We start from the raw sequence: 23,007 nt of genomic DNA, 5'->3' as shown, positions 1-23,007 counted from the left end.
AAACGATTAATCTTATCCAAAAGCCAGCGCGCGCATTTCTTCCAGTAGAGGTAATTGCAGAGTAAGCGGTTTTCCTTCAATGCTTTCAATAGGCCGTAATCCCATCACATTAGAAGCAAACACTAGGTCAGCGAGGTGCAATGCTTGAGGCGCATAAACGCCTTCTTTCACTGTCCATTTGCCTACAGCCTTTTTTAGCAAGTGGCGGCGCATGACGCCATTCAGACAACCAGTATCCAGAGAAGGTGTGTACAGGATGTTGTCCTTGAGCCAGAAGATATTAGAATACGTGAGTTCAGCTACATGACCGCTAGCTGTTAGCAAAACCAAATCCTCTAGCTGTCTTTTCTTTTTCTCTCGGCTGGCCATCACGTACAAGAGAGAATTAGGGCCTTTAAAGGTAGAAAAGCGGGAAAGGAGCGTTTGAACCGTCTGGCAAATACCAACAGCCATTGTTATCAAGGAAGGAGACTCCATACCGTGAGCCGTCAACAGCCAATCCACCGCGTCTGTCTGGGGGGTGTATAAGCCTTCTCCGGTTCGCCAGACCTTCAATTTTATTCTGGCTAGGCTCGCGCACTCATTCTTCAAGACCAACGCTTGTATTGTTTCCTCTAACTTGTCAATGGTTAAATCTTTGGGTACTTCTAAGCCCAATATAGAAGCGGCTTCCTGCATGCGTTCCCAATGCTCTGCTAGAAAGCGCACCTTGCCTTGCTCAACCACCAAGGTCTCAAAAAAGCCATCGTTGTATTGAAAGGCACGGTTGGTTACAGGCAGTTGTAAGGCTGCTTCTTGCAGAAATTGGCCGTTGTAGGTAATGTACACGTAATTAGAATTAAAGGAGGCCATACAATTTACCCGGCATGGCTTTTATCTGGCCGCTCATCTCCAGCGTAAACAGCACCGACGATAACTGCCCCATGGTAAACTGCGTGTTGCGGCTGAGGATGTCAATATGCGTGGGGCCTGCGTGCTGCAAAAGCTTTAGGACCAACTGCTCATTCTCCGGGAAGCCAGAAAAATCACGCCTAGGCGGCGCTTTAGGTACGGCAGGAGACGCCAGGGCCTTATCCCAGTTTAACAGCTCTTCAAGATCCTTGAATTTGGTATACGGCACCGCTTTTAGACTTTTAATCAACTGGTTGGTGCCTTCAGAGGTTTCTGAGGTGATGGGCCCTGGAACCGCCATCACTTCCCGGTCATAGCTGTGTGCAATATCTGCTGAAATTAAAGAGCCGCCTTTGTCCGTTGATTCCACCACAATAGTGCAGTCGGCCATGCCAGCAATGATGCGGTTGCGGGACGGAAAGCGCGGCGCATCTGGCTTAGTCCCGAAGGGAAACTCAGAAAGCAGACCACCGTGCTCTAGCATTTTACGAGCGTCATGGGTGTGCGCATAGGGATAGATGGTCTCCAGGCTATTGGCCATCACGCCGACAGTGGGCAATCCTGCGTTAAGGGCCGCTCTATGCGAAATGATGTCAATGCCATACGCCAGTCCGCTCACCACCAAGGCTTCATGCTTCACCAAATCTTGCACCAATTGCTCCGTTACTTTCTGGCCATAGTCGGTGCTTTTGCGGGTGCCTACAATACTGATGACCTTTTGCGCATTCAAGTTTGCGGTACCCTTGTAATACAGCAGGAGCGGAGCATCAGGCAGATCCCGCAAGCGGTCTGGGTAGGCGGGGTTGGTGTAGTATAAAAGTTGGACTTCCTCTTTCTCAGCTCGAAGAATAATTTCTTCGGCTTGTCTTAGCGCAGAGGCTTTGTAGCTGATAATACTTTTGGCGAATACCTCTCCAATACGATTGACCTTAGACAGACTGTCAAACGAGGCAGAAAACACGTTTTCCGGACTCCCCAGCGCCTGTACCAAGGTACGAGCATTCCCTCCGCCAATTCTGGGTATCAAGGGCAGGGCCACTTGGTACAGTAAATCTTTAGAGTCCTGAGTTCTGAGTCGCGAGTCCTGAGTCATGAATGTGGGTACGACAGTCTGAGTCCTGAGTTCTGAGTCTTGAGCCCTGAGTTAATGTGATTGACAACAAAAACGCCTGAGTGGAGCAAATTCGTTTTTAGCCTGTTTTCTTATAAATAAGCCAAAAACGGTTTTAATCCTGAATCGCGCGTCTAGAATTATGAGTCTTTTCGCTACTCAGGACTCGTGACTCAGAACACAGGACTAGCCCGCAGGGCTTATGGCAGTTGCGCTTTTATGCTGTTTAAGAACTCCTTGATTTTCTCCAAGCTTTGCACCATTTCAAACTTTTCGCGGGCCTGCACGCCACGGGTTTTGAGCATTTCGCGGGCGCCCTGGATGGTATAGCCGCGCTCCTTTACTAAATGGTAGACAAAGCGCAGGTTCTCAATGTCTTTGGGTGAGAAAAGACGATTGCCTTTCTTGTTCTTCTTAGGTTTGAGGATGTCAAATTCGGTTTCCCAGAATCTGATCAAGGACGGGGCTACTTCAAACATGGCGGCCACTTCGCCAATGCTGTAGTATTGTTTTTCTATGTCGCGTTCTTTGTAAGGCACTTTTTGGGAGTTAAGAGTTAAAAATTATGAGTTAAGAGTGCATAAGAGGAAGAGCTAACTCATAACTCTAAACTTTTAACTCTCAACTAAAACACCGTTTTTGGTAAAAAAGCTTACTTTTGCAGGTGAGGCGGTGCGTACTGAAACGGCAAAAATTCGCTTTTTCTTTCGCATTTACAAGACTTTGCGCCTCGTATTACAAAGCTATTATTTAATACATGACCTCGGCTCAGATACGTCAGCAGTTCCTAGATTTCTTCGCCTCCAAAGGCCACCAGATTGTGCCTTCGGCTCCCATTGTGGTGAAAGACGACCCTACCTTGATGTTCATCAACTCAGGCATGGCTCCGTTCAAAGATTATTTCCTGGGCAACAAGCCGGCGCCCTATGCGCGCGTAGCCGATACCCAGAAATGTCTGCGCGTATCTGGTAAGCACAATGACTTGGAAGAAGTAGGCTATGACACCTACCACCACACCATGTTTGAGATGCTGGGGAACTGGTCGTTTGGCGACTATTTCAAGCAAGACGCGCTGACATGGTCATGGGAATTGCTCACCGAGGTGTACAAACTGCCCAAAGACCGGCTGTACGTTTCTGTTTTCCAGGGAGACGCTTCTGAGAACCTGCAAATGGACCAGGAGGCCTTTGACATCTGGAAGACCATGATTGCCGAAGACCGCATTTTGATGGGCAATAAGAAGGACAACTTCTGGGAGATGGGCGATACCGGTCCCTGCGGTCCTTGCTCAGAGATTCACGTGGACTTGCGTACAGACGAGGAGCGGGCCCAGGTAGATGGAAAGACTCTGGTGAACAATGACCACCCGCAAGTGGTGGAAATCTGGAACAACGTGTTCATGGAGTTCAACCGATTGGCGGATAGCTCTTTGGTGAAACTCCCTGCGCAACACGTAGATACGGGCATGGGCTTCGAGCGTTTGTGCATGGCCATCCAGGGCAAGCGCTCTAACTATGACACTGACGTTTTCCAGCCGATGATTCAGTTCATTGCCCGGGAAGCCGGCGTAGTTTATGGCGAAAACGAAAAGGTAGACATTGCCATCAGGGTAATCGCCGACCACATTCGCGCCATCTCTTTTACTATTGCAGATGGTCAATTGCCTAGCAATAATAAAGCGGGGTATGTGATTCGTCGCATCCTTCGGCGTGCGGTGCGCTATTCCTTTACCTACTTGAACTTCAAGAAGCCGTTCCTGAACACCATCGTTCCGGTGTTGGCAGACCAACTGGCAAATGTGTTCCCAGAATTGAAGGCTCAGCAGGCCTTTGTGCAGCGGGTGATTGAGGAAGAAGAGAATGCCTTCTTACGCACCTTGGAGAACGGCTTGAAGCGACTGGACGCTCTTCAGGATTCCTTCAAAGCCAACGGCAACACCATTGACGGCAAAACCGCTTTTGAATTGTATGACACCTTCGGGTTCCCGCTGGATTTAACGGCCCTGATTGCCAAGGAAAGCGGACTGACCATAGACGAGGCGGGCTTCACCGTAGAGATGGAGCAGCAGAAGAACCGTTCTCGCAACGCCGCGCAAACCGAGCAAAGCGACTGGGTGATGCTACAACCAGACACCGAAACCGAGTGGATTGCCTATGACGCAGAATCCACGGAGGCGAAGATTGTGCGCTACCGCGAGGTGACGGCCAAAAACAAAAAGGAATACCACCTAGTGCTGGACCGCACCCCTTTCTATGCCGAAAGCGGTGGGCAGGTAGGAGACACGGGCGTGCTGGAATCTGCCTCGGGTAAGGTGAAAGTAATTAACACGGTCAAAGAAAACGACCTGATTGTCCATATCACCACGGAACTGCCTAAGAACCTGGAAGAAACCCTGGTGGCCAAAGTAGACAGCCAGCGCCGTGCGCTCATTAAGAAGAACCACTCGGCTACGCACTTGTTGCACGCGGCGCTGAAGCAGGTGCTGGGCGACCACGTGAACCAGAAAGGCTCCTTGGTAAGCGATAAACTGTTGCGTTTTGACTTCTCTCATTTCACCAAAGTGACAGAAGAGCAGTTAAAGCAAGTAGAGCAGATTGTGAACGAGCGTATTAGGGAATCTATTGAGAAAGACGAGCGCCGGAATGTGCCTATTGAAGAAGCCAAGCAACTGGGCGCTACCGCTTTGTTCGGAGAGAAATACGGGGACTTTGTCCGTGTTATCACCTTCAACAGAGATTATTCCATAGAACTTTGCGGTGGTATACACGTGCAGAATACGGGTAATATCGGGTTCTTCAAAATTGTGAGTGAAAGCTCAGTTGCTGCGGGTGTAAGACGTATTGAAGCCGTGACAGCAGATGTAGCCGAGGCCTTTGTAGATGAGCAAATCACGCAGTTTGAGGAAGTGAAGCAAATCTTGGGTGTGCAAAAGGAATTCGGAAAGGCTATTGAAAAACTGCAAGACGAAAATGCCACTTTGCGCAAGCAACTAGAAGCGTTTGAACTGAAGCAAGTGACGGCCCAGAAAGAGAAACTCGCCTCTGAAGTGCGCGAAGTGAACGGCGTTAACTTCTTGGCGGCTAAAGTGGACGTGAGCAACGCTGATTACTTGAAGAAGCTGGCCTTCGACCTGCGCTCAGTGGTAGACAACCTGGTGCTAGTGCTAGCCGCCAACGTAGACGGAAAGCCTCAATTAGCTGTTATGCTGTCAGATGAAGTGGTTTCTAGTAAGGGCTTGAACGCCGTGCAAATGGTGAAAGAGCTGGCCAAGGAAATTAAAGGCGGCGGCGGCGGACAACCTTTCTACGCTACGGCCGGTGGCAAGGAAGTGGCTGGCTTAGATTCCGCACTTGCCAAGGCTGAATCATTACTGGCTTAGTAGTTATCGTTTTTGACCTGTTTTCACCAAATCAGGCTAGAAACGAAATTCTATGGATTGCCATACTTCCATTTAAAGGAAATTTTAAATAGAAAACATAAGTCGTTTTTAGGCTGTTTTCTAAAAAGTAGACCAAAAACAAAAGCGTGTTGCGTGGTTTGCGTAATACGTGCTACATAGAAAAAACATGAACGAAGACATCCGTTCCCAGTACCAGGCCATCATCGGGTTAGAGGTACACGCGCAGTTATTAACCGAGAGCAAGGCCTATTCGGCGGACTCTACGGAATACGGCATGCTGCCCAATACGAACCTGAGTGTTATTACCTTGGGCCACCCGGGCACCTTGCCGCGCGTGAACAAGAAAGTAGTGGAGATGGCCATGAAAATGGGCGTAGCCACTAACTGCGAGATTGAGCGCCACAACGTGTATGCCCGCAAGAACTACTTCTATCCAGACCTTCCGAAAGGCTATCAGATAACCCAGGACAAAGGGCCAATCTGCACCAAAGGCTACATGGACATCAAGACCAAGGACGGCGGAGACAAGCGCATCGGCATCACCCGCATTCACATGGAAGAAGATGCTGGTAAGTCTATGCACTTGGCCGGTGAAACTGAAACCTTAGTGGACTTGAACCGCGCCGGTACGCCGTTGATTGAGATTGTATCTGAGCCAGACATCCGGGACTCTGAGGAAGCCTACGCCTACCTGATCCAAATCAAGAAGCTGGTGCAGTACTTAGAGATTTGTGACGGCAACATGGAAGAAGGTTCTCTGCGTTGTGATGCCAACATCTCCGTGATGAAGAAGGGCGCCGACAAGTGGGGCACCAAGGTAGAGGTGAAGAACATGAACTCCTTTAGGAACGTGCAGCGCGCCATTGAGTTTGAGATTGAGCGTCAGATTGAAATTCTGGAGAACGGCGGCACCATTGACTCCCAAACCAGAAACTTTGATGCAAACACCGGTACTACCACCGGCATGCGCTCCAAGGAGACTATGAACGATTACCGCTACTTCCCAGAGCCAGACCTTCCACCGGTGATCATCTCGGATGAGTGGCTGAATTCGGTGAAGGAAAGCATGCCGGCGCTTCCGCAGGAATTGCACAGCAGATTCACGGAACAATATGGTTTGTCTGAGTATGACGCCAACGTGTTGGTAGATAGCAAAGAGATTGCCTTGTACTTTGACGCGCTTTGCCAACACACTAAAAACTACAAGGCAGCGGCCAACTGGATAAGCGGACCCGTGAAGAGTTACTTGAATGAGTTGACTCTGCACATGTCTGCCTTCCCCTTGAAGCCAGAGCAATTAGCCGAATTGATTGAATTGGTTGACAGCAACAAAGTAAGCCATACGGTAGCGGCCAAACAGATTTTCCCGTACTTACTGGAAAACCCTGAGAAAACCGCCAAGCAGGTGGCTACTGAACAAAACCTGGTGCAGGAGTCTGATGAGGGCGCGTTGCAAGCCATTATTGACAGCGTGCTAGCAGCTAACCCTGGAAAAGTGGCCGAATACAAAGCAGGTAAAGCTTCTTTGCTAGGCATGTTCATGGGTGATTTGATGAAGCAGACCAAAGGAAAAGCAGACCCTAAGATAGCCAATAAGTTATTGAAGGAGAGCCTAGATAAGTAATACTACCTCTAGTAAACTATGAAGAAACAACTCATATTCGCCACGGCCTCTTTGTTGGTCTTTGGCGCTTGTCAGAAAAAAGGAGTGACAGCCGTTGACACAGAAAACAGCTACCGCATTTCGGGCAAGATCAACAACATGACCACCGGCAAGGTTTACCTGGATGAACTAGGAGAGCAGTCGTTCAGTCCTAAAGACACCGCCGAAATTAAGCAGGACGGTACGTTTGTGATGGAAGGCAGAGTCAATGAGCCGGCTATCTATAAACTGGGTTTTGAGAACAAGGAAGGTATCATGCTGGTGGTGGACAACAAGAGCATTGAAGTCACCGCAGATTCTGGAAAGATTGCCACCACCTACAAAGTGACGGGCTCCCCAGACTCTGAGTTGATTCAGCAGTTGAACACCATCATGCAAGGCATGCAGGAAGGCGTGACTAAGTTGAATGAGCGCTACCAGGCCGCCGCCCAGGCTGGGCAAGAGGCTGAAATGCTAAAAATCCAGCAGGAATTCATGACCGTGCAGAAGGGTAGCCAGGACAAGCTGAAGCAGATGATTAAAGCCAATCCCGGCTCAGTGGTGTCTGTGTATGCGTCTACCAACATCTTAAATCTGGAAGAAGAGTTTCCGTTTGTAGACAGCATGAGTACCGTCTTCAAAGAGAAGCTTCCAAACTCGCGCTATACCAAGTCTTTAGAAGACCGCTTGTCTGGCATGCGCACCACCGCCATTGGCAGTGTGGCCCCAGACATTAAACTGGCCTCGCCGGCTGGGGCAGAGGTGGCCTTGTCTTCTTTGCGCGGCAAGTATGTGTTGATTGACTTCTGGGCCAGCTGGTGCGGACCTTGCCGCAAGGAGAACCCCAACGTGGTGCGCATGTACAACATCTACAAAGACAAGGGCTTTGAGATCTTCGGGGTGAGCTTGGACCAGGACAGAGCCAAATGGTTAAAAGCCATTGAGGTAGACAAGTTGACCTGGCCGCATGTCTCTGACTTGAAAGGATGGGAGAGCTCTGCCGCCGCCTTGTACGGTATCACTGCCATTCCACAGACCATTTTGCTGGACAAGGAAGGAAAAATCATTGCCAAAAACCTGAGAGGACCGGCCTTAGAAGAAAAGCTAGCCTCTCTGATGAAATAAGAAATCCCTTTTCGGCTTAGTTTACTGAAAACAGGCTAAAAATGAAAAATCCCCTGCTGATGTTCAGCAGGGGATTTTTTGTATAGTCAATGTATAGCAGAACCAATTATCACAAGCAAAGTCAAACGTCTTAAATCTTGTTTCTATTGCAAGAATATCTTCTGCAGCACGTCCCAGAGCTTCTTCTTCAGCTCAGTGTTGTTCTCAATTTGCGCCAGACTATCCACGCGCACAAAGCGGGTTTCATCTGCTTTGTACATCTTGTAAGCCTCTAGTTTCATGAGATTCTCAACAGGTAACGTTTCACCAAACAACAGGATCTGTTTGGCTTGCTGCTGCCGGGCCAGTTCCTTTATGTTTTGAATATCATCCGTCAAGAAATTCCCGAATTTCACTTGGTTGGTAGCCAATCCTACCGCGGCCAATACCTTGCTCAAGAAAACATGCTGCGGCATTTGATTGAACTCATCCTGCCCCACAGCAAACAGCAGATAGGTGCCTTTCACCGCTTCGCCGTACCAAGCCATTTCCTCTAACACATTCTCCTTTTCCTGAGCAGCTGCCACTACTGGAGCAGGGCTCTCTAATTTTGGCGTTACCGGAATGGTAGGCATTTTAGGAGCGGGTGCGTTTATTACAGGCACTACCACTTGCGGTGCCACCTCTATGGTTTGCTCCTCTGGAATTAGGTAGAGCGTGTCCTGCTTGAAAAGCTCTTGCAAAAATGCCGGGTCTATGGATTGGCCTGTCATGCGGTTTTAGGCTGTTTTCTGGAAAATAGGGCAAAAACGGCTTATTGCTCAAAAAGAGACTTCAGCTCAGTAGCATCGTCTGGTTTCATGCGGCCACCTAGAATTAAGCGCAACTGACGACGACGCAAAGCCCCGGCAAACTTCTCTTTTTCATCATCCGTCTCCGGGACGGCCTCTGGCACGTCAATGGGGTTGCCGGACTGGTCAACGGCCACAAACGTGAAATAGGCTTCGTTTGATTTTACCTTGGTGCCAGAAGGAATGTCCTCGGCCCAAACGGTTATGTGTACTTCCATGGAAGAACTGAATGCCCGTGTTACTTGCGCTTCTAGGGTGATGACGTTGCCCAGCTTGATGCTCTCTCTAAAAGAAACATTGTCTACAGAAGCAGTTACCACAATGCGGTTGGAGTGTTTTTGCGCGGCAATGGCAGACACAATGTCCATCCAGTGCATCATGCGGCCACCCATAAGATTGTGCAGGGTGTTGGTATCGTTGGGCAAGACCAGCTCGGTCATGCGTACGTAAGATTCTTTGACGGTCTTTTGCTTGCGCATACTACAGATATGGTTACGCGTGCAAAGATACATGACTGACCTGAAAGCTAGCGCTTAAATTTAAAGCGCCGCCAGTCTACTTACTGCCAACCTTGTTTGCCCAGCAGGGGTACAAATTTAAAGTTGTCAAACTCTTCTTTGGTAAACTCTTCTTCGCCTACCCGGGTAATGCGCATCATTTTCTGGGTGGCCGCATCGCCCACGGGAATCACCAGCATGCCGCCTATTTTCAACTGCGTGATCAGGGACTTAGGGATGACGGGAGCGCCTGCCGTCACCAGAATCTTGTCAAAGGGGGCGTGTTGGGGGAGTCCTTCAGAGCCATCGCCTAAAAACGCTTGCGGCTTTAAGCCCATGAGCGCGAACTGCTTCTGGGCTTTATGGTACAATGGCTCATTGTATTCAATAGTGAACACGGTAGGTGTCAGTTGCAATAAAATACTGCATTGGTAGCCAGAACCGGTGCCTATCTCCAGTACTTTGTCGGTGGGTTTTACTTGCAGCAACTCCGTCTGGTATGCTACGGTATAGGGCTGGGAGATGGTTTGTCCTTCACCAATTGGAAAGGCTTTGTCCTGATAGGCCTGCTCAAGAAAAGCCTTGTCAAAAAAGTAATGACGGGGCACCTGTTCCAAGGCCTGCAGGACACGCTCATCTTTAATTCCCTTTTCCTGCACGGTGCGCACCAGGCTTTTGCGCATTCCCTTATGTCGGTAACTATCAATCAGCATGCGTTTGTACTTTAGATGAAAGCAGAGGAGTATATTCTGGCCGAATCGCTAAATTAGTTAAACGCCTTGAACCCGCTTTTAAAATTTACTACTTCTTAATACGTTTTTGCTGTTAGCTTTGTAGTCATATTCCACCTTTTGCCTTAAAAAATTAGCGTCATAGCTACCATATGCGCCTGAACAGATCCCTCCATACCTACAAACTGGTCTTAGCCGATTTTTTGGCAGCCTTTCTGGCATGGATCCTCTTTTATCTGTCCAGGAGCTATGTACTGCAGGATGTTAGCCAGGACACTACCTGGTTTTTGCTAGAAAAATCTGTGATCATTGGGACCATCTGGGTAGTGTTGTATGCCTTACTGGGCCGGTATAGGAATGTGTTCAGGCAGTCCAGGTTTAAGGAGATCATCCATTTAGGCACCTTTTCATTAGGCGGCGCCCTGGCCATATCCCTGGCTTTTCTGATTGAAGACCCTGTCCTCACCCAGCATGAATTATACTTCAAGACCATTGCCACTTATTTCCTGATTCATTTTGCGGTGGCGGTGGTGTTTAAGATGATTGCCCTCAAGCACTTGAAAGTATTGGTGGCCAACGGCGACATCTACTTTAACACACTCGTGGTAGGCTCCAGCACCAACGCCCGCGAAGTGTATGATGAGCTACGGTACCACAACTGGCACCTGGGGCTAAAAGTGATTGGCTTTGTGCAGAGTGATGCCTCAAACGGACATGCTTTCCCAGAGCAGGTGACCTGCCTGGGCGGGTTTCAAGATTTACCGCAGTTAATCAAAGACCATGACATTGAGGAAGTAGTCATTGCCATTGAGCCCTCTGAGCATAAATTGATTGAGCAGATCTTAAGCTCCCTGGAAGGCGAGCAGGTACGCATTAGCATCCTGCCTGACGTGTATCAGATATTGTTGGGTTCAGTCAAAGTGAATCACCTGTTTGGCACGCCATTGATAGAAGTGAAGCAGGAAATCATGCCGGTCTGGCAGCAGATCTTAAAGCGGGTCATTGATATCACTGTTTCATTGGTGTTCTTAATCTGTTTTTTGCCGGTGTATGCCTTGGTGGCTTTGCTAGTGAAGGCATCGTCCCCGGGACCGGTGTTTTTTGCGCAGGAGCGGATTGGCTGGCAGGGCAAGCCGTTTAAGATTTTCAAGTTTAGAAGCATGTACTTGGACGCCGAGAAAATGGGCCCAGCCTTGTCTTCGGACCTAGATCCGCGTGTCACCAAGTTTGGCCGATTTATGCGCAAGATTAGGTTAGATGAACTGCCCCAGTTTTACAACGTCTTAAAAGGAGACATGAGCTTGGTAGGTCCCAGACCTGAACGACAGTACTTTATAGACTTGATTACCCAAGAAGCCCCGCATTACCGTCACCTGCAGCGCGTTAGGCCCGGCATCACCTCTTTGGGTCAGGTAAAGTTTGGCTATGCCCAGAACGTACAGGAAATGGTGCGCAGGCTCAAGTATGACATTCTCTACATAGAGAACATGTCGTTGGCCATGGACTTCAGGGTGATGTTGTACACCATTAAAATCATTGTGCAGGGAAGAGGGAAATAATGTGCTAATTATATAATGTGCTAATGATTTAATTTATCTATGGCATATTAAAATAGCACATTAACACATTATATAATTAGCACACTAACACCATGTTCACAGGAATAATAGAAGCGTTGGGAACGGTAGTCGCCATCCGGGATGAGCAGAGCAACCGGCATTTTACCTTGACGTGCCCATTCACCCAGGAATTGAAAATAGACCAGAGCGTGGCGCACAACGGTGTGTGCCTGACGGTGGTTAATATTGAAGGCGCTAACTATACCGTCACGGCCATTGACGAAACCCTTTCCAGGACCAACTTGGGTGACTGGAAGGTGGGTGACGTCGTGAACCTGGAGCGCTGCTTGTTGGCGCATAGCCGGTTTGACGGGCACATTGTGCAAGGCCACGTAGACCAGATTGGCGAATGCACCGAGGTAGTGGACCAGCAGGGCAGTTGGTTGTTCAGGTTTAAATATGCGTCTCAGGCCGCCGGAAACGTCACGGTAGAAAAAGGCTCCATCTGCATAAACGGCATCAGTTTAACAGTGGTGGAATCTGGTGAGGACTTCTTCTCGGTGGCTATCATACCCTATACCTTTGAGCATACCAACTTAGGCAAAGTGAAGACCGGCGATAAAGTCAATCTAGAGTTTGACATTATTGGCAAATACGTAGCCAGACTGCTACAAAAGTAAAAATCCGTTTTTGGCCTGTTCTTGAGAAAACAGGCCAAAAACGGATTTTCTTAAAAGGGTAGAACCAGTTAGGTCGTCCAGAAAGAGTAGCGCTTTTCTATGGTTCGGTAAATATAAATGCCCAACCAGGCGGTCAAGCAACCAATGGCGGCTCCTACGGTTATGTCGCCAGGATAGTGTACGCCCAAGTAAATACGGCTATAAGAGATCATAAACGCCCAGACCAGAAGCAAGACCTTCAGCCATCTTTGCCGGGCCGGAAGAATCATGCATAAGAAAACGGCAATGGCAAAAGAGTTGGCCGCATGCGATGAGACAAATCCGTAACGGCCGCCGCAGCCATCTACCACCCGCACGGTCATCCCAATCACCCCCTCATGGCAGGGCCGCAACCGCTCAAAAAACGGCTTAAAAATCCCCGAAGACACAAAGTCTGCCAAACCCACACTGGCCGCCAACGCCAGCACCATCAAAGCTCCGCGCTTTTTGTAAAAATAAATAAGCAGCAGGATGAGCAAGGCGTAAAAAGGAAACCAGACGTATTTGTTGCTAATGAACGTCATGACGGTATCCCAGAACGGCGAGTGCCAGCTGTTCAGCTCAAAGAAAAGGCTATGGTCCAGAGATTTTAGCTTATCCATTGGAGTGCATGTTCACCCAGTCAATACCTTTTGTAAAGCATGCCAAAGACGCCGCCTCGGGCGTGCCGGGGGCAGGGGCGTGGCTGTAGTGCCAGCTGGCCAGGGGAGGGAGGCTCATTAGGATGGATTCGGTACGGCCGTTGGTCTCCAGGCCAAACTTGGTGCCCCGGTCATTCACCAAATTAAACTCGGCGTAGCGGCCGCGTCTGATTAGTTGCCATTCTTTCTCCTGTGGGCTGTACGGTTTTTCACGGTTCATATTGACCAGATGCGTATAGGTGGGCGCAAACGTATCTGCCACAGCCTGCACAAACGCAAAGCGGTCATCCAGAGAGATATCTTGAGTAGGAGTTAAGCGATCAAAGAAGATGCCGCCAATGCCCCGGGTTTCCTCACGATGCGGAATGTAGAAATAGTCATCCGCCCATTTCTTAAACTCAGGATAATACCCCAGATGAAAGCGGTCACAGGCGTTTTTTAATTGCTGATGGAAAAAATGGCCCTGCTCTTCATAGACATAAATGGGAGTGAGGTCAATGCCTCCGCCAAACCAAGCCTCGCCGTTGCCGGCCTCAAAGTAGCGCACGTTCATGTGCGTGATAGGCACGTGCGGGTTCTCAGGATGAATCACCACAGACACGCCCGTGGCGAAGAAGTGCGGATCTGGCATCAAAAGGGCCTTTGCCGCCTTCTCATGCAGAACGCCTTCTACAGCTGAGAAATTGACGCCGCCTTTTTCAAAGACCGCGCCGTTCTGGATCACGCGCGCCGCCCCGCCGCCGCCGCCCGGCCGGTCCCAAATGTCTTCCTGAAATTTGGCAATGCCGTCACAGGCCTCCAGGCTCTGACACAGCCTTTCCTGAAAATTCTTAAACCATTTCTGTACGTCTTCTTTCATAGCGTTTGGGCGTGGGCGTTTTTGACCTGATTCCGCAAAAGTAGCCTATATTCCATAGTTACAGAATAGAGGCCTCGGCTATTTTCTAATATGTCCTATATTTCGTACTTTGGATGGCAAACAAATGTTAGCTTATGGAGTCCACCCCTGTAGATTTTTCTGTGAAGGTTGATCAACAAATTCTAGTAAACGCCTATAGACTCATGCTCACCGCCAAAACCATGGCCGATGTGTATGAAGAAAATAAAGCCATCTGTAGTAAATACGTTCATAGCACCTCACGGGGTCATGAGGCTATCCAGTTGGCGACCGCTTGTCATTTAACGCCCAGAGATTTCCTGTCTGTCTATTACCGAGACGAGTCTATTCTATTGGGTTTGGGCATGCAGCCCTATGAGCTCATGTTGCAATTGATGGCCAAGCGTGATGATCCCTTCAGTGGGGGGCGCACCTATTACGGGCATCCGTCCCTGCGCCGCGAGGGTTTCCCGGTGATTCCGCACCAAAGTTCTGCCACGGGCATGCAGGCCATTCCGGCTACGGGCATGGCGCACGCTATTTCTTACCTGGAGTCTCAAGGCTTGGAAGATGTAGAAGAAGGCAGAGTGGCGCTTTGCTCTCTAGGCGACGGCTCCGTGACCGAAGGCGAAGTGGCCGAGGCCTTCCAGATGGCGATCCTAAAAAAACTGCCCATCATTTACCTGGTGCAGGACAATGACTGGGGAATTTCGGCAACGGGTACTGAGATGCGGGCCATGGATGCCTATGAATACGCTGCCGGCTTTAAAGGCATGGAGCGTCTTCGCGTAGACGGTGCCGACTTTGTAGATTCCTTTTTGGGGATGGAAGAAGCCTTTAGGATAGCGCGCACGGAGCGCCGTCCGGTGCTGGTGCACGCCAAATGTCCGTTGCTGGGCCATCACACCTCTGGCGTTAGAAGAGAATGGTACCGCGGCGATAATTTAACGCAACATTCCTTACTAGACCCGCTTCCTAAACTGGGCAGCCTTCTTTTGGAGATAGGCATGACTGAAAGCGATCTGGAGCAGATGGTGCAAGAAGTACAGCAGGACGTGCAAGCCCAATATGAGCAGGCCCTGGCCGCTGAGAACCCAGACCCAGCCACGTTTAACCTGCATGAGTTCGCACCCACGCCGGTCATTGAGGAGAAAGGCAATAGAAACCCATACGGCGCAGAGAAGTCTACCATGGTAGATGCGGCCTTGCATGCCGTAGATGACATTTTAAAGCAGTACCCAGAGGCTTTGTTCTACGGCCAGGACGTGGGCGGCGAGCTAGGCGGCGTGTTCAGAGAAGCGGCGCTTTTGGCCAAGAAATACGGCGACAACCGGGTGTTCAATACGCCCATTCAAGAGGCTTACATTGTAGGGTCTACGGCAGGTATGTCGGCGGTAGGCGCCAAGCCCATTGTGGAGATCCAATTTGCGGATTATATCTGGCCGGGCATCAACCAATTGGTAGAAGAATTGTCTAAGAGTTGCTACCTAAGCATGGGCAAATTCCCGATTCAGTCTTTGATTAGAGTGCCTATTGGCGCGTACGGCGGGGGTGGTCCTTACCACTCTGGCAGTATTGAATCCACGCTATTGAACATACGGGGTATTAAGGTAGTATTCCCGAGCAACGCCGCTGATATGAAAGGCCTCATGAAAGCAGCCTTCCTGGATCCTAACCCCGTGGTGATGCTGGAGCACAAAGGCCTCTACTGGTCTAAAGTACCCGGCACCGAAGACGCCAAAACCATTGAGCCAGACGCTGATTACATCTTGCCTTTAGGCAAAGCCAACATAGTCCAGTCTGCCAGTGAAGAACAACAACGCAACGGAAACAGCATCACCGTGATCACCTATGGCATGGGGGTTTACTGGGCCAAGGCAGCCAGCAAACAATTACCAGGCTCTGTGGAGATTGTAGATTTGCGCACTCTAAACCCGCTGGATTGGGAAACGGTAGTAGCCTCTGTGCAACGTCATGGGAAAGTATTGGTGCTAACCGAGGAGCCTCTGATGAATTCCTTCGCAGAGTCCTTGGCGGGCCGCATTTCCAGAGAATGCTTCCAGAAACTAGACGCGCCGGTCTTTACCTTAGGCGCTGAAAACCTACCAGCCATCCCGCTGAATGTGGAACTGGAGAAGATGATGCTTCCTAACGCAGACAAAGTGCTTGCCGCGCTGACAGAGCTCTTAGAATATTAAAAAGACGCTAGTATCTAGATGTTAGATGCTAGACTTGAAACTGGAATTGCCCTTCATTTTTGGCCTGTTTTCTGTAAAACAGGCCAAAAATGAAGGGCAATTTTTATTTATTGAAAGAGTAGTCTAATATCTAACATCTAGATACTAGCGTCTTTTAGAACGGATAGCCAATGCCCAGGTTAAAGGTGGTTTGGTTGCTGTTGCCTATGATTTTATTAGGGTTAAAGTCACCTAAGACAAACCGGTCACCTTTGAGGCGGGCAGGATCAAATACTTTGGTGGCAATGTCAAAGCGGAGGATAGCAAACCCGAAGTCTAACCGCACGCCAAAACCGGTGCCCACGGCCAACTCCTGGTAGAATCTATTAAACTCAAACTTGGCGCCAGGCTGGCTCACAAGTCCCTCCTCTGGATCACCGTTGATGGCACCTGGCGTTGTAGCCCCTTCTTTAAAGAGCCATACGTTACCGGCATCTAAGAACACGGCTCCATTGACCATGGTAGTTCCAAACCTAAACATCCTGAACCGGTACTCAGAGTTGAGCTCAATCAGGATTTCGCCGGGCTTCTCAAAGTTGTAGTTGATGGTGTTACCCGTGGTATTGAGGCTAGCGCTGGAGCCGGGTCCCAAGCGTCTGGGCAGCCAGGCGCGCACGCTGGACGGTCCCCCCGCGAAGAAGAATTTGTCATACGGCAGAATCTGAGAGCCGCCCATGGGCTTGGCAATCCCTAGGTTACCACGGTAGACAAACATCATGTTATTGCCCAGGGGATGGTACCGGCGGTAGTCAAAGTTGCCCTTCATGAACTTATAAGTATTCAAGCTCTCAAAGTTCTTGGCCAGGTACTGCCCAAGAAAGCCTCCTGACTCTACAAAAAGCCTGACCAACTTGGCGTTGTTGGTCTGATTGTAGTTGGCGGTGTTGTACAGGCTGGTAAAATGGATAGAAGAGACAAAGGCGTCATTAAAGCTTTGCAATAACGGGTAACCCTGCGCCTCTAAACTCACCAAGCTCTCTCTAAAATTCTCCTGTATTCTGGGTACGCTGATGATGTTCAAGTCAACCGGCGAGAAGCTGAACTGATGCACGTTGCGCTTCTGCCAGATATAGTCCAGAGACACGTTAAAGTTGGTGCGGGTGTACTCATTGCGGTCCACGTAGGTGTAGCCGGTGCTGATTCTAGTTCTGGGGTTATAATTGGCTAGAATCTTATTGGTGTTAAACGGCACCAGAAACTGCGGAAAGGTTAGGCCCAGGTCCGTGCCGATCTCGGTTCTTCGGCCCACGGTACCATCACTTATCTGCAGCTGCCCCTCAACCCCGGCACGCACGCCAATGTCCAGCAGTTCTGCGCCGCCTAAGAAGTTACGGACCCTAAACCGCAGACTGGTATACGGTCCCGGCACCCGCTCTGTAAACGTAGCGCCCACCTCGGTGGTCTCCTGGAACCTGGGCAACGGGGAGGTATTGATGACCGCATTCAATTTACCTGCATGGCTTTGCGTGTAAATGGTGTCGGCTAACTTGGTGTAGTTGATGGTGGTGTACTTGAACATGTCCAGGTTAGCCAAAAGCCGCTGGTTGTCTAGCGTGACGGCGTTTGAATACTTCTGACCCGGCCTGATGATGACCTTTCGGTCTAAAATCTTAGGGGAAAACCGCTGACGGTAGGCCAGGTAGTAGACGTTGTTCAACAACAGAGTGTCCCGCTGTCTGCCAAACCTTGACACGCCGGCATCTGAGATAAAGTAGATGTTATTTAAGGTATAGACTTTATGCACTGAGGTGTCTGATGGATTGGCTATCTGCGTCACCATGCGCACCGTGTACGCCTCAAAACTGGTATCAGCTTCAAACGTGACAAACTGCTGCCTGAAGTCATAATATCCGTTGTTTTTTAACAGAGCCTCAAGACGGGAACGTTCCTGGATAAGATTGGCTTCGTCAAAATTTTGTTGCAGTTTAATATGGCTGGCCGTCTGCGCAGAGTTAACCAAGGAAAGAACCGCCGTATCTGGAATGGCATAAGTATGCTGCACAACTTTAAAAGGAGCGTCTTCTTTAATGTGCAAGGTCACAAATACCTTTTTGTCTTTCTCCTCTTTGCTGGCACTAACAGAGCTCCTGAAAAAACCTTTAGAGTTTAAATAGATCTTAACCTGGTCTACAGATTCTACCAACAGCAGCGAGTCAAAGATGGCAGGTGGCTCGCCCACGGTGCGCATCATCCAGTTGCCGTTTTCTTTTTTATTCTGGAGCTTGGCTAGTTTGTTTTCTTTGCGCTCAATCAACTTGTCTACGTGCACAGAGTCACTGCCGGCCTTGGCTATTTTACGATTAAAGTCGGTGGTTTCTTCTTCAATCTCTCGCTGGATGCGGTCTGGATTGTAAAAGCGCTTGCCTAAATAGTAGAGGTGCAGGTACAAAGGCACACCCAACACGCGGCGATTGGGCTTCTGGCGGTACAGGGCGGCAATGGCGGCTTTGTCATTCTGCTCCACGCCCTCTAGCTTGATACGGCGCAGCAGGCGCTCATTTTCGGCTAGGTGACGGGTAGGAGAGCAGCCCGCCAAAAGGCACAGCATTGTGAATGCCGCCCCGATTACGTAACATCGTAGCTTCAAACGTAGACAGGATATGATTTCGAAAGGGAACTTGAAGTACATTAGGTCACTGCAAATAAAGAAATATAGAGGGCAACACCAAGCTTTCACGGTAGAAGGAGAAAAGAGTGTCACCGAGCTTTTGCATTCTGATTTTGAGATAGAGGCTGTTTATGCCACAGAAAAATTCCTTCAGAAGCATACCGCACTTCTAAAGAAAGGTTTTGCCGTGGAGCAGGTCACTGAAGATGAGCTGTCCAAGGCCGGAAGCCTGGAGACCAACAACGCCGCCCTGGCCGTGGCCAAGATGAAACCTGCACAATCTTTTCAATGGAACGAGCAGGAGCTTGTTTTAGCGTTGGACGAGGTGCGCGACCCAGGCAACCTGGGCACCATCATCAGGATAGCCGACTGGTACGGGTTAACCTCCATTATCCTTTCAGAAACCTCGGCTGACTTTTACAACCAGAAGGTTATCAACGCCACCATGGGCTCTTTTACCAGAATCACGCCTCATTACGTGAACTTGGCGGAGTTTCTGGGCGCTAGGCCTAAGGATTTTCCAGTATATGGGGCGGCCTTGCAAGGACAAAACGTGCACAAACTAAGCCTTGCCCCAAGAGGCGTTTTAATCATGGGCAACGAGGCCCACGGCATACGGCCAGAAATCATGAACCTAGTTACACAGCCTATCAAGATACCCGGCCGCGGTGGGGCAGAGTCTTTGAACGTGGGTACCGCCACCGCCATTCTGCTGGACAACTTCTTTAGAAATATCTAAGGCACCCAATGAGCTAAGTGCTAAGACAGAAGCCGATTTTAGGCTATTTCCTGGAAAACAAGCCAAAAACGCTTGGGCTTAAGTAAAATAAAATAGGGAGCCATGAGCTCCCTATTTTACCTTCCAACATTTAAAATCTTATTTCTTGCGTCTTCAAACTAGAACCTCATGATTCTTGCACCAATGGCAAAGGAGTTTCCTTGCATGCCGCGGTTGTTCTCAAACATGTCACTTAGGTTGTACTTGGCAAAAAGCTCAAGGCTTCTAATTCCAATGAATCCAGAGAGACCGTACTGGAAATCTTCCAGGTAGAAATCATCTTTCACTTTGTCTTTCTTGGTGTCCCCGTCTCTTGAGTATTTGATCTTGGTGTGGCTGCCTATCATATATCCTGCAAATCCACCAGCGCCAATTCTAAAGTTTGACTTGCCGTTGCTGTTTCTGAAGTCAAGCGCCAGCTCTAAAGGAACCGTGAAAGTGGTAGTGGCTAGTTTGCTTTTCTCCAGAGACAAAGGGTCTGCCTTTACAAACGCCGCAAGCTCTCCGTTGTCTACCAGCATCAGGTTGTCTTCAAACATGTAGTTATGAAAGTCAAAGGTGAAACCAGTATGCAAACGTAATGGGCTGTTCTCATTGCCAAGACGGTACATCCATTTTGAGTTAAGGGCAACAAAGCGTGAGCCGGTCAGGTCTAATTCTACATCGTTGAGGCCATCAGCGCCACCGTCAATCTTTCTGTTGGCCCAGCCGCTTACGCCCAGGTCAATCTGGAAGTCATATTCAGACTTAGGATTACGAATCTTGATTTTCTCCTCGTCGTCATCGTCGTCATCGTCTTTGCCCACGTTCACTTTCAACTTAGACTCATCTTCATCGCCTTCTACACTCACGTCAATCTTCACGTTCTTGATTTCTTTCTTGATGACCTGACGGCCGTCTTTGGTGTCTTGCGTGATGGTAATATTGACGTCCTGATTCTTGTTGCCACCGTCTACGGTGATGGTCACGGGTTGGTCACTGGCAGAGGAGCCGGCTCTTTCAATCTCGGTGGTGTGTTTGTCCAGCAGGGACACCAGGGAGTCCAGGTTCATGGCTTTTATACTTTTCAGGTCCTTGAGGTCTTTCACCACTACCAACACCTGGGAGTTGTTTTTGAGCTTCATGATCAAAGTATCTTGCGCTACAGGCTGGAAAGCCATTTTTGTTTCGGCGCGAGAAGGCAAGGCGATTGCAGCAGCCATCATAATGGCCGAGAGCAGGGCGTACATACGTTTCATAGTAATTGGACTTTAGAGAGTGATGGTTTTAGATATTTTTTTGTTTCCGATGGTGGTTTCCAAGGCATAGGAGTGTTTGAGTCCCAGTTCTTTGAGGTCAACTTTCTCGCCTTGGCTTAAATTTTTTACTTGTTTAAAGATGCCTTTCATCATCTTGCCGGTGCTACGACCGTTGTTGTAATCTTTGTCTTGGGCTGGCTCTACCTGGGCTTGCGCTAGCTTGGTAGGTTCAGCCTGGTTGTTGTCTAGCTTTACAATGATCTCCATGGGCTCTGCAGAACCTAGGGAGGCAGAGGAGGAAGAAGTAACCGTTTTAGAAGCAGGAGGGGTGGCCTGGGCCAACATCTCTGGTTCTGGGGTGGTCAGTTTAATTGGGGCTACTTCAGTTCTCATCTTTACTTGTTTTCTGCCAGGGGCAACTTCACTTTTCTTAGAAGGACCGGTGGGCGTTGTATTCTCTGCGGTGCGGCCTTCTGTTTTGATAGATGCAAGAGCCTGCGAGCCGGTTGCCTGGGTAGAAGGAATTTTTTCAATTATTTTATTTCCTTCTTTTTCTACCTCATTCTGAGGGGTTTCCGTCTCAGGTAAAGTTTGAGTAGGGATTGCTTTCTCTATTTGCACCGCCATGGGCACGGACCCTTGGTTGATTTGCTGGCCGGGTCTCAGCATCCAGATGCTCACCGTAATCAACAACACAATGGCCGCGGCGGCAGACCAGTACCACATGACCGGCTTTTTCTCTTCCTGCACAACGGGTGGGTTCATGCGGGCCTGCATGCGTTCCCAGACGTCATTGGCGGGGGCTACGGGTCTGTTCTGGAGCTTGTCTCTAAACAGTTTATCTAAATCTTCTGCGCTCATATCTGTATAGGTTAGATATCTATCGTGATTCCTTGTTCTGCCAGCATGCGTTGTAACATGGCTCTGGCTTTGCTTAACTGTGATTTTGAGGTGCCTTCACTGATGTTGAGCATCTCAGCAATCTCTTTATGTGAGTATCCTTCTATGGCATACAAGTTAAATACCGCTCTGTACCCGGCTGGCAAGTCATGCAGCATCTCCATCAATTCCTCAGCAGACATGTCACTGTCTGGGGCGGCATCCTCAGAGGCCAGGTGCAGGTGGTCTTTCTCTATGGCCAGGTGCAAAGGCTCTTTCTTTCTTAGGTACTGCAAAGCCTCATTGACCATGATGCGGCGTACCCAGCCTTCAAAACTACCTTTCTGCTCAAACCTGTCTACGTGTTGGTACACTTTCATGAACCCGTTGATCAAGACCTCCTCCGCATCCATTTCATTCTTCAGGTACCGCAGGCAGACGCCCATCATGGGGCCGCCGTAGCGTTCGTACAAGAAGCGCTGGGCTTTTGCATCGCCGGTCTGCAGTGCCTTTACCAGATCTAATTCGTTCACGGTTGTAATAGTTTAAGCGATAGTTGTTGTGCCTGTTTGATAGTAAGATGCAACCACCGGGAATCTGGTTGCCTGCCGAAGGGAAAAAAAGACAAATTCATGCATAAATTTAAATAACAGGCCCATAACCTGTTATTTATTAGCTCTTTACGATACAATTAAAAATATTGATCTTTTTGAATAAACAAATTGTTGAACACCTGATGGCTGAAAGAATGACAGATAGGGTACTAAACAACGGCTACTGTTTCATTTATTGGCTAAATTAGCAATTGATCATTTATAGTATAGTAACTAACCTATATAAATTATGAAATCTATCCTGCTTGTAATGGCCTTCTGCGTGACCTTTTTAGGAGCCTGCGCCCAAGGCAAGACACCAGAGCTATTGTCACCGTCCCAGTATAAGAGTCTGGCCCAAAAAGAAAAAGGCGTATTGGTGGATGTAAGAACGCCAGATGAATTTGCCAGCGGTCACTTGCACACGGCGCTTAACTCAGATTTCAGCGGTGGTCAGTTCACGCAAGAGTTTAAGGACTGGGACAAGGACAAGACCTATTACCTGTACTGCGCCTCTGGCAACCGAAGCGGCAAGGCGGCCCAACAGATGCGCGACGCCGGCTTTACCAAGGTCTACAACATTGGCGGCTTCACCTCATTGAAAGAAGCCGGATTGCCCGTCAACGACAAGAAGTAAGCCTAATATACTTT

The 23,007-nt window shown here is 49.2% G+C and carries 20 protein-coding genes; 8 read left to right on the top strand and 12 right to left on the bottom strand.

What is annotated here, in order from left to right:
* Nucleotides 1-12: 12 nt before the first annotated feature.
* From ABD880_RS03170 to ABD880_RS03160, 3 genes are all read right to left on the bottom strand, one after another.
* Entirely contained in the window at nucleotides 13-852 is an 840-nt protein-coding gene (locus ABD880_RS03170; RefSeq protein WP_345162261.1) for an aminotransferase class IV, read from the bottom strand.
* Nucleotides 839-1,984, bottom strand: a complete 1,146-nt coding sequence (gene dprA / locus ABD880_RS03165; RefSeq protein WP_345162259.1) for a DNA-processing protein DprA — start codon at nucleotides 1,982-1,984, stop codon at nucleotides 839-841. Before dprA ends, ABD880_RS03170 begins: the two co-directional genes overlap by 14 nt.
* Nucleotides 1,985-2,202: 218 nt before the next feature.
* Nucleotides 2,203-2,541 carry a MerR family transcriptional regulator gene (locus ABD880_RS03160; protein WP_345162257.1) on the bottom strand — a complete coding sequence of 113 codons (339 nt, stop codon included), beginning with the start codon at nucleotides 2,539-2,541 and terminating at the stop codon, nucleotides 2,203-2,205.
* Between the two features lie 218 nt (nucleotides 2,542-2,759).
* Between ABD880_RS03160 and alaS the strand changes: the two genes are divergently transcribed.
* The 3 genes from alaS (at nucleotide 2,760) to ABD880_RS03145 (ending at nucleotide 8,169) form a co-directional block, all read left to right on the top strand.
* Entirely contained in the window at nucleotides 2,760-5,381 is a 2,622-nt protein-coding gene (alaS, locus tag ABD880_RS03155; RefSeq protein ID WP_345162255.1) for an alanine--tRNA ligase, read from the top strand.
* A 187-nt stretch (nucleotides 5,382-5,568) separates the two neighbouring features.
* On the top strand, nucleotides 5,569-7,026 hold the full coding sequence (gatB, locus tag ABD880_RS03150; protein WP_345162253.1) for an Asp-tRNA(Asn)/Glu-tRNA(Gln) amidotransferase subunit GatB: 1,458 nt from the start codon (nucleotides 5,569-5,571) through the stop codon (nucleotides 7,024-7,026).
* Nucleotides 7,027-7,044: 18 nt separating this feature from the next.
* On the top strand, nucleotides 7,045-8,169 hold the full coding sequence (locus ABD880_RS03145; RefSeq protein ID WP_345162251.1) for a redoxin domain-containing protein: 1,125 nt from the start codon (nucleotides 7,045-7,047) through the stop codon (nucleotides 8,167-8,169).
* Between the two features lie 143 nt (nucleotides 8,170-8,312).
* On the opposite strand, the gene ABD880_RS03140 is transcribed toward ABD880_RS03145, so the two are convergent.
* The 3 genes from ABD880_RS03140 to ABD880_RS03130 form a co-directional block, all read right to left on the bottom strand.
* A complete protein-coding gene (locus tag ABD880_RS03140) occupies nucleotides 8,313-8,921 on the bottom strand; it encodes a hypothetical protein (RefSeq protein WP_345162250.1) in 609 nt (202 codons plus the stop codon).
* 41 nt (nucleotides 8,922-8,962) lie between these two features.
* A complete protein-coding gene (locus ABD880_RS03135) occupies nucleotides 8,963-9,478 on the bottom strand; it encodes an acyl-CoA thioesterase (RefSeq protein ID WP_345162248.1) in 516 nt (171 codons plus the stop codon).
* An 80-nt stretch (nucleotides 9,479-9,558) separates the two neighbouring features.
* Entirely contained in the window at nucleotides 9,559-10,209 is a 651-nt protein-coding gene (locus ABD880_RS03130; RefSeq protein WP_345162246.1) for a protein-L-isoaspartate(D-aspartate) O-methyltransferase, read from the bottom strand.
* Nucleotides 10,210-10,379: 170 nt separating this feature from the next.
* On the opposite strand from ABD880_RS03130, the gene ABD880_RS03125 reads away from it, so the two are divergent.
* Both ABD880_RS03125 and ABD880_RS03120 read left to right on the top strand, forming a co-directional pair.
* Complete coding sequence (locus ABD880_RS03125) at nucleotides 10,380-11,786, top strand: sugar transferase (protein ID WP_345162244.1); 1,407 nt, start codon at nucleotides 10,380-10,382, stop codon at nucleotides 11,784-11,786.
* Between the two features lie 92 nt (nucleotides 11,787-11,878).
* The gene (locus tag ABD880_RS03120; protein WP_345162242.1) at nucleotides 11,879-12,466 is read left to right on the top strand and encodes a riboflavin synthase; all 588 of its coding nucleotides are present in this window, start codon (nucleotides 11,879-11,881) and stop codon (nucleotides 12,464-12,466) included.
* A 68-nt stretch (nucleotides 12,467-12,534) separates the two neighbouring features.
* On the opposite strand, the gene ABD880_RS03115 is transcribed toward ABD880_RS03120, so the two are convergent.
* Both ABD880_RS03115 and hemF read right to left on the bottom strand, forming a co-directional pair.
* Nucleotides 12,535-13,107 (bottom strand): phosphatase PAP2 family protein, encoded by a 573-nt coding sequence (locus ABD880_RS03115; RefSeq protein ID WP_345162240.1) that lies wholly within the window; start codon nucleotides 13,105-13,107, stop codon nucleotides 12,535-12,537.
* The gene (gene hemF / locus ABD880_RS03110; RefSeq protein WP_345162238.1) at nucleotides 13,100-14,005 is read right to left on the bottom strand and encodes an oxygen-dependent coproporphyrinogen oxidase; all 906 of its coding nucleotides are present in this window, start codon (nucleotides 14,003-14,005) and stop codon (nucleotides 13,100-13,102) included. The genes ABD880_RS03115 and hemF overlap by 8 nt, the downstream gene beginning before the upstream one ends.
* 134 nt (nucleotides 14,006-14,139) lie before the next feature.
* Here hemF and ABD880_RS03105 point away from each other — a divergent pair, with 134 nt between their 5' ends.
* Nucleotides 14,140-16,221: an alpha-ketoacid dehydrogenase subunit alpha/beta gene (locus ABD880_RS03105; protein ID WP_345162236.1), complete on the top strand. Its 2,082-nt coding sequence runs from the start codon at nucleotides 14,140-14,142 to the stop codon at nucleotides 16,219-16,221.
* Between the two features lie 154 nt (nucleotides 16,222-16,375).
* Here the strand turns inward: ABD880_RS03105 and tamL are convergent, their stop codons facing one another.
* Nucleotides 16,376-18,808, bottom strand: a complete 2,433-nt coding sequence (tamL, locus tag ABD880_RS03100; RefSeq protein ID WP_345162234.1) for a translocation and assembly module lipoprotein TamL — start codon at nucleotides 18,806-18,808, stop codon at nucleotides 16,376-16,378.
* Nucleotides 18,809-18,860: 52 nt separating this feature from the next.
* On the opposite strand from tamL, the gene ABD880_RS03095 reads away from it, so the two are divergent.
* Entirely contained in the window at nucleotides 18,861-19,607 is a 747-nt protein-coding gene (locus tag ABD880_RS03095; RefSeq protein ID WP_345162232.1) for a TrmH family RNA methyltransferase, read from the top strand.
* Nucleotides 19,608-19,765: 158 nt separating this feature from the next.
* Here ABD880_RS03095 and ABD880_RS03090 read toward each other — a convergent pair whose 3' ends face one another.
* From ABD880_RS03090 to ABD880_RS03080, 3 genes are read right to left on the bottom strand one after another with little or no spacing between them, the layout of a single operon-like run.
* Nucleotides 19,766-20,884 (bottom strand): outer membrane beta-barrel protein, encoded by a 1,119-nt coding sequence (locus ABD880_RS03090; protein WP_345162230.1) that lies wholly within the window; start codon nucleotides 20,882-20,884, stop codon nucleotides 19,766-19,768.
* A gap of 12 nt (nucleotides 20,885-20,896) precedes the next feature.
* On the bottom strand, nucleotides 20,897-21,745 hold the full coding sequence (locus ABD880_RS03085) for a hypothetical protein (protein ID WP_345162228.1): 849 nt from the start codon (nucleotides 21,743-21,745) through the stop codon (nucleotides 20,897-20,899).
* A gap of 11 nt (nucleotides 21,746-21,756) precedes the next feature.
* Nucleotides 21,757-22,296, bottom strand: coding sequence for an RNA polymerase sigma factor (locus ABD880_RS03080; protein ID WP_345162226.1), 540 nt, complete (start codon nucleotides 22,294-22,296; stop codon nucleotides 21,757-21,759).
* Between the two features lie 310 nt (nucleotides 22,297-22,606).
* On the opposite strand from ABD880_RS03080, the gene ABD880_RS03075 reads away from it, so the two are divergent.
* The gene (locus ABD880_RS03075; RefSeq protein WP_345162224.1) at nucleotides 22,607-22,993 is read left to right on the top strand and encodes a rhodanese-like domain-containing protein; all 387 of its coding nucleotides are present in this window, start codon (nucleotides 22,607-22,609) and stop codon (nucleotides 22,991-22,993) included.
* Nucleotides 22,994-23,007 lie beyond the last annotated feature (14 nt).

It is taken from the genome of Nibribacter koreensis (assembly GCF_039541795.1).
Taxonomy (GTDB): domain Bacteria; phylum Bacteroidota; class Bacteroidia; order Cytophagales; family Hymenobacteraceae; genus Nibribacter; species Nibribacter koreensis.
Note: the sequence above shows the minus strand (reverse complement) of the source record. Positions and strands in the feature narration are given on the sequence as shown.

Bases quoted from the DNA above. Each gene is read 5' to 3' on its own strand.
- ABD880_RS03170 (WP_345162261.1), bottom strand. From the start codon at position 852: ATGGCCTCCTTTAATTCTAATTACGTGTACATTACCTACAACGGCCAA.
- dprA (WP_345162259.1), bottom strand. From the start codon at position 1,984: ATGACTCAGGACTCGCGACTCAGAACTCAGGACTCTAAAGATTTACTG.
- alaS (WP_345162255.1), top strand. From the start codon at position 2,760: ATGACCTCGGCTCAGATACGTCAGCAGTTCCTAGATTTCTTCGCCTCC.
- gatB (WP_345162253.1), top strand. From the start codon at position 5,569: ATGAACGAAGACATCCGTTCCCAGTACCAGGCCATCATCGGGTTAGAG.
- ABD880_RS03145 (WP_345162251.1), top strand. From the start codon at position 7,045: ATGAAGAAACAACTCATATTCGCCACGGCCTCTTTGTTGGTCTTTGGC.
- ABD880_RS03140 (WP_345162250.1), bottom strand. From the start codon at position 8,921: ATGACAGGCCAATCCATAGACCCGGCATTTTTGCAAGAGCTTTTCAAG.
- ABD880_RS03135 (WP_345162248.1), bottom strand. From the start codon at position 9,478: ATGCGCAAGCAAAAGACCGTCAAAGAATCTTACGTACGCATGACCGAG.
- ABD880_RS03130 (WP_345162246.1), bottom strand. From the start codon at position 10,209: ATGCTGATTGATAGTTACCGACATAAGGGAATGCGCAAAAGCCTGGTG.
- ABD880_RS03125 (WP_345162244.1), top strand. From the start codon at position 10,380: ATGCGCCTGAACAGATCCCTCCATACCTACAAACTGGTCTTAGCCGAT.
- ABD880_RS03120 (WP_345162242.1), top strand. From the start codon at position 11,879: ATGTTCACAGGAATAATAGAAGCGTTGGGAACGGTAGTCGCCATCCGG.
- ABD880_RS03115 (WP_345162240.1), bottom strand. From the start codon at position 13,107: ATGGATAAGCTAAAATCTCTGGACCATAGCCTTTTCTTTGAGCTGAAC.
- hemF (WP_345162238.1), bottom strand. From the start codon at position 14,005: ATGAAAGAAGACGTACAGAAATGGTTTAAGAATTTTCAGGAAAGGCTG.
- ABD880_RS03105 (WP_345162236.1), top strand. From the start codon at position 14,140: ATGGAGTCCACCCCTGTAGATTTTTCTGTGAAGGTTGATCAACAAATT.
- tamL (WP_345162234.1), bottom strand. From the start codon at position 18,808: ATGCTGTGCCTTTTGGCGGGCTGCTCTCCTACCCGTCACCTAGCCGAA.
- ABD880_RS03095 (WP_345162232.1), top strand. From the start codon at position 18,861: ATGATTTCGAAAGGGAACTTGAAGTACATTAGGTCACTGCAAATAAAG.
- ABD880_RS03090 (WP_345162230.1), bottom strand. From the start codon at position 20,884: ATGAAACGTATGTACGCCCTGCTCTCGGCCATTATGATGGCTGCTGCA.
- ABD880_RS03085 (WP_345162228.1), bottom strand. From the start codon at position 21,745: ATGAGCGCAGAAGATTTAGATAAACTGTTTAGAGACAAGCTCCAGAAC.
- ABD880_RS03075 (WP_345162224.1), top strand. From the start codon at position 22,607: ATGAAATCTATCCTGCTTGTAATGGCCTTCTGCGTGACCTTTTTAGGA.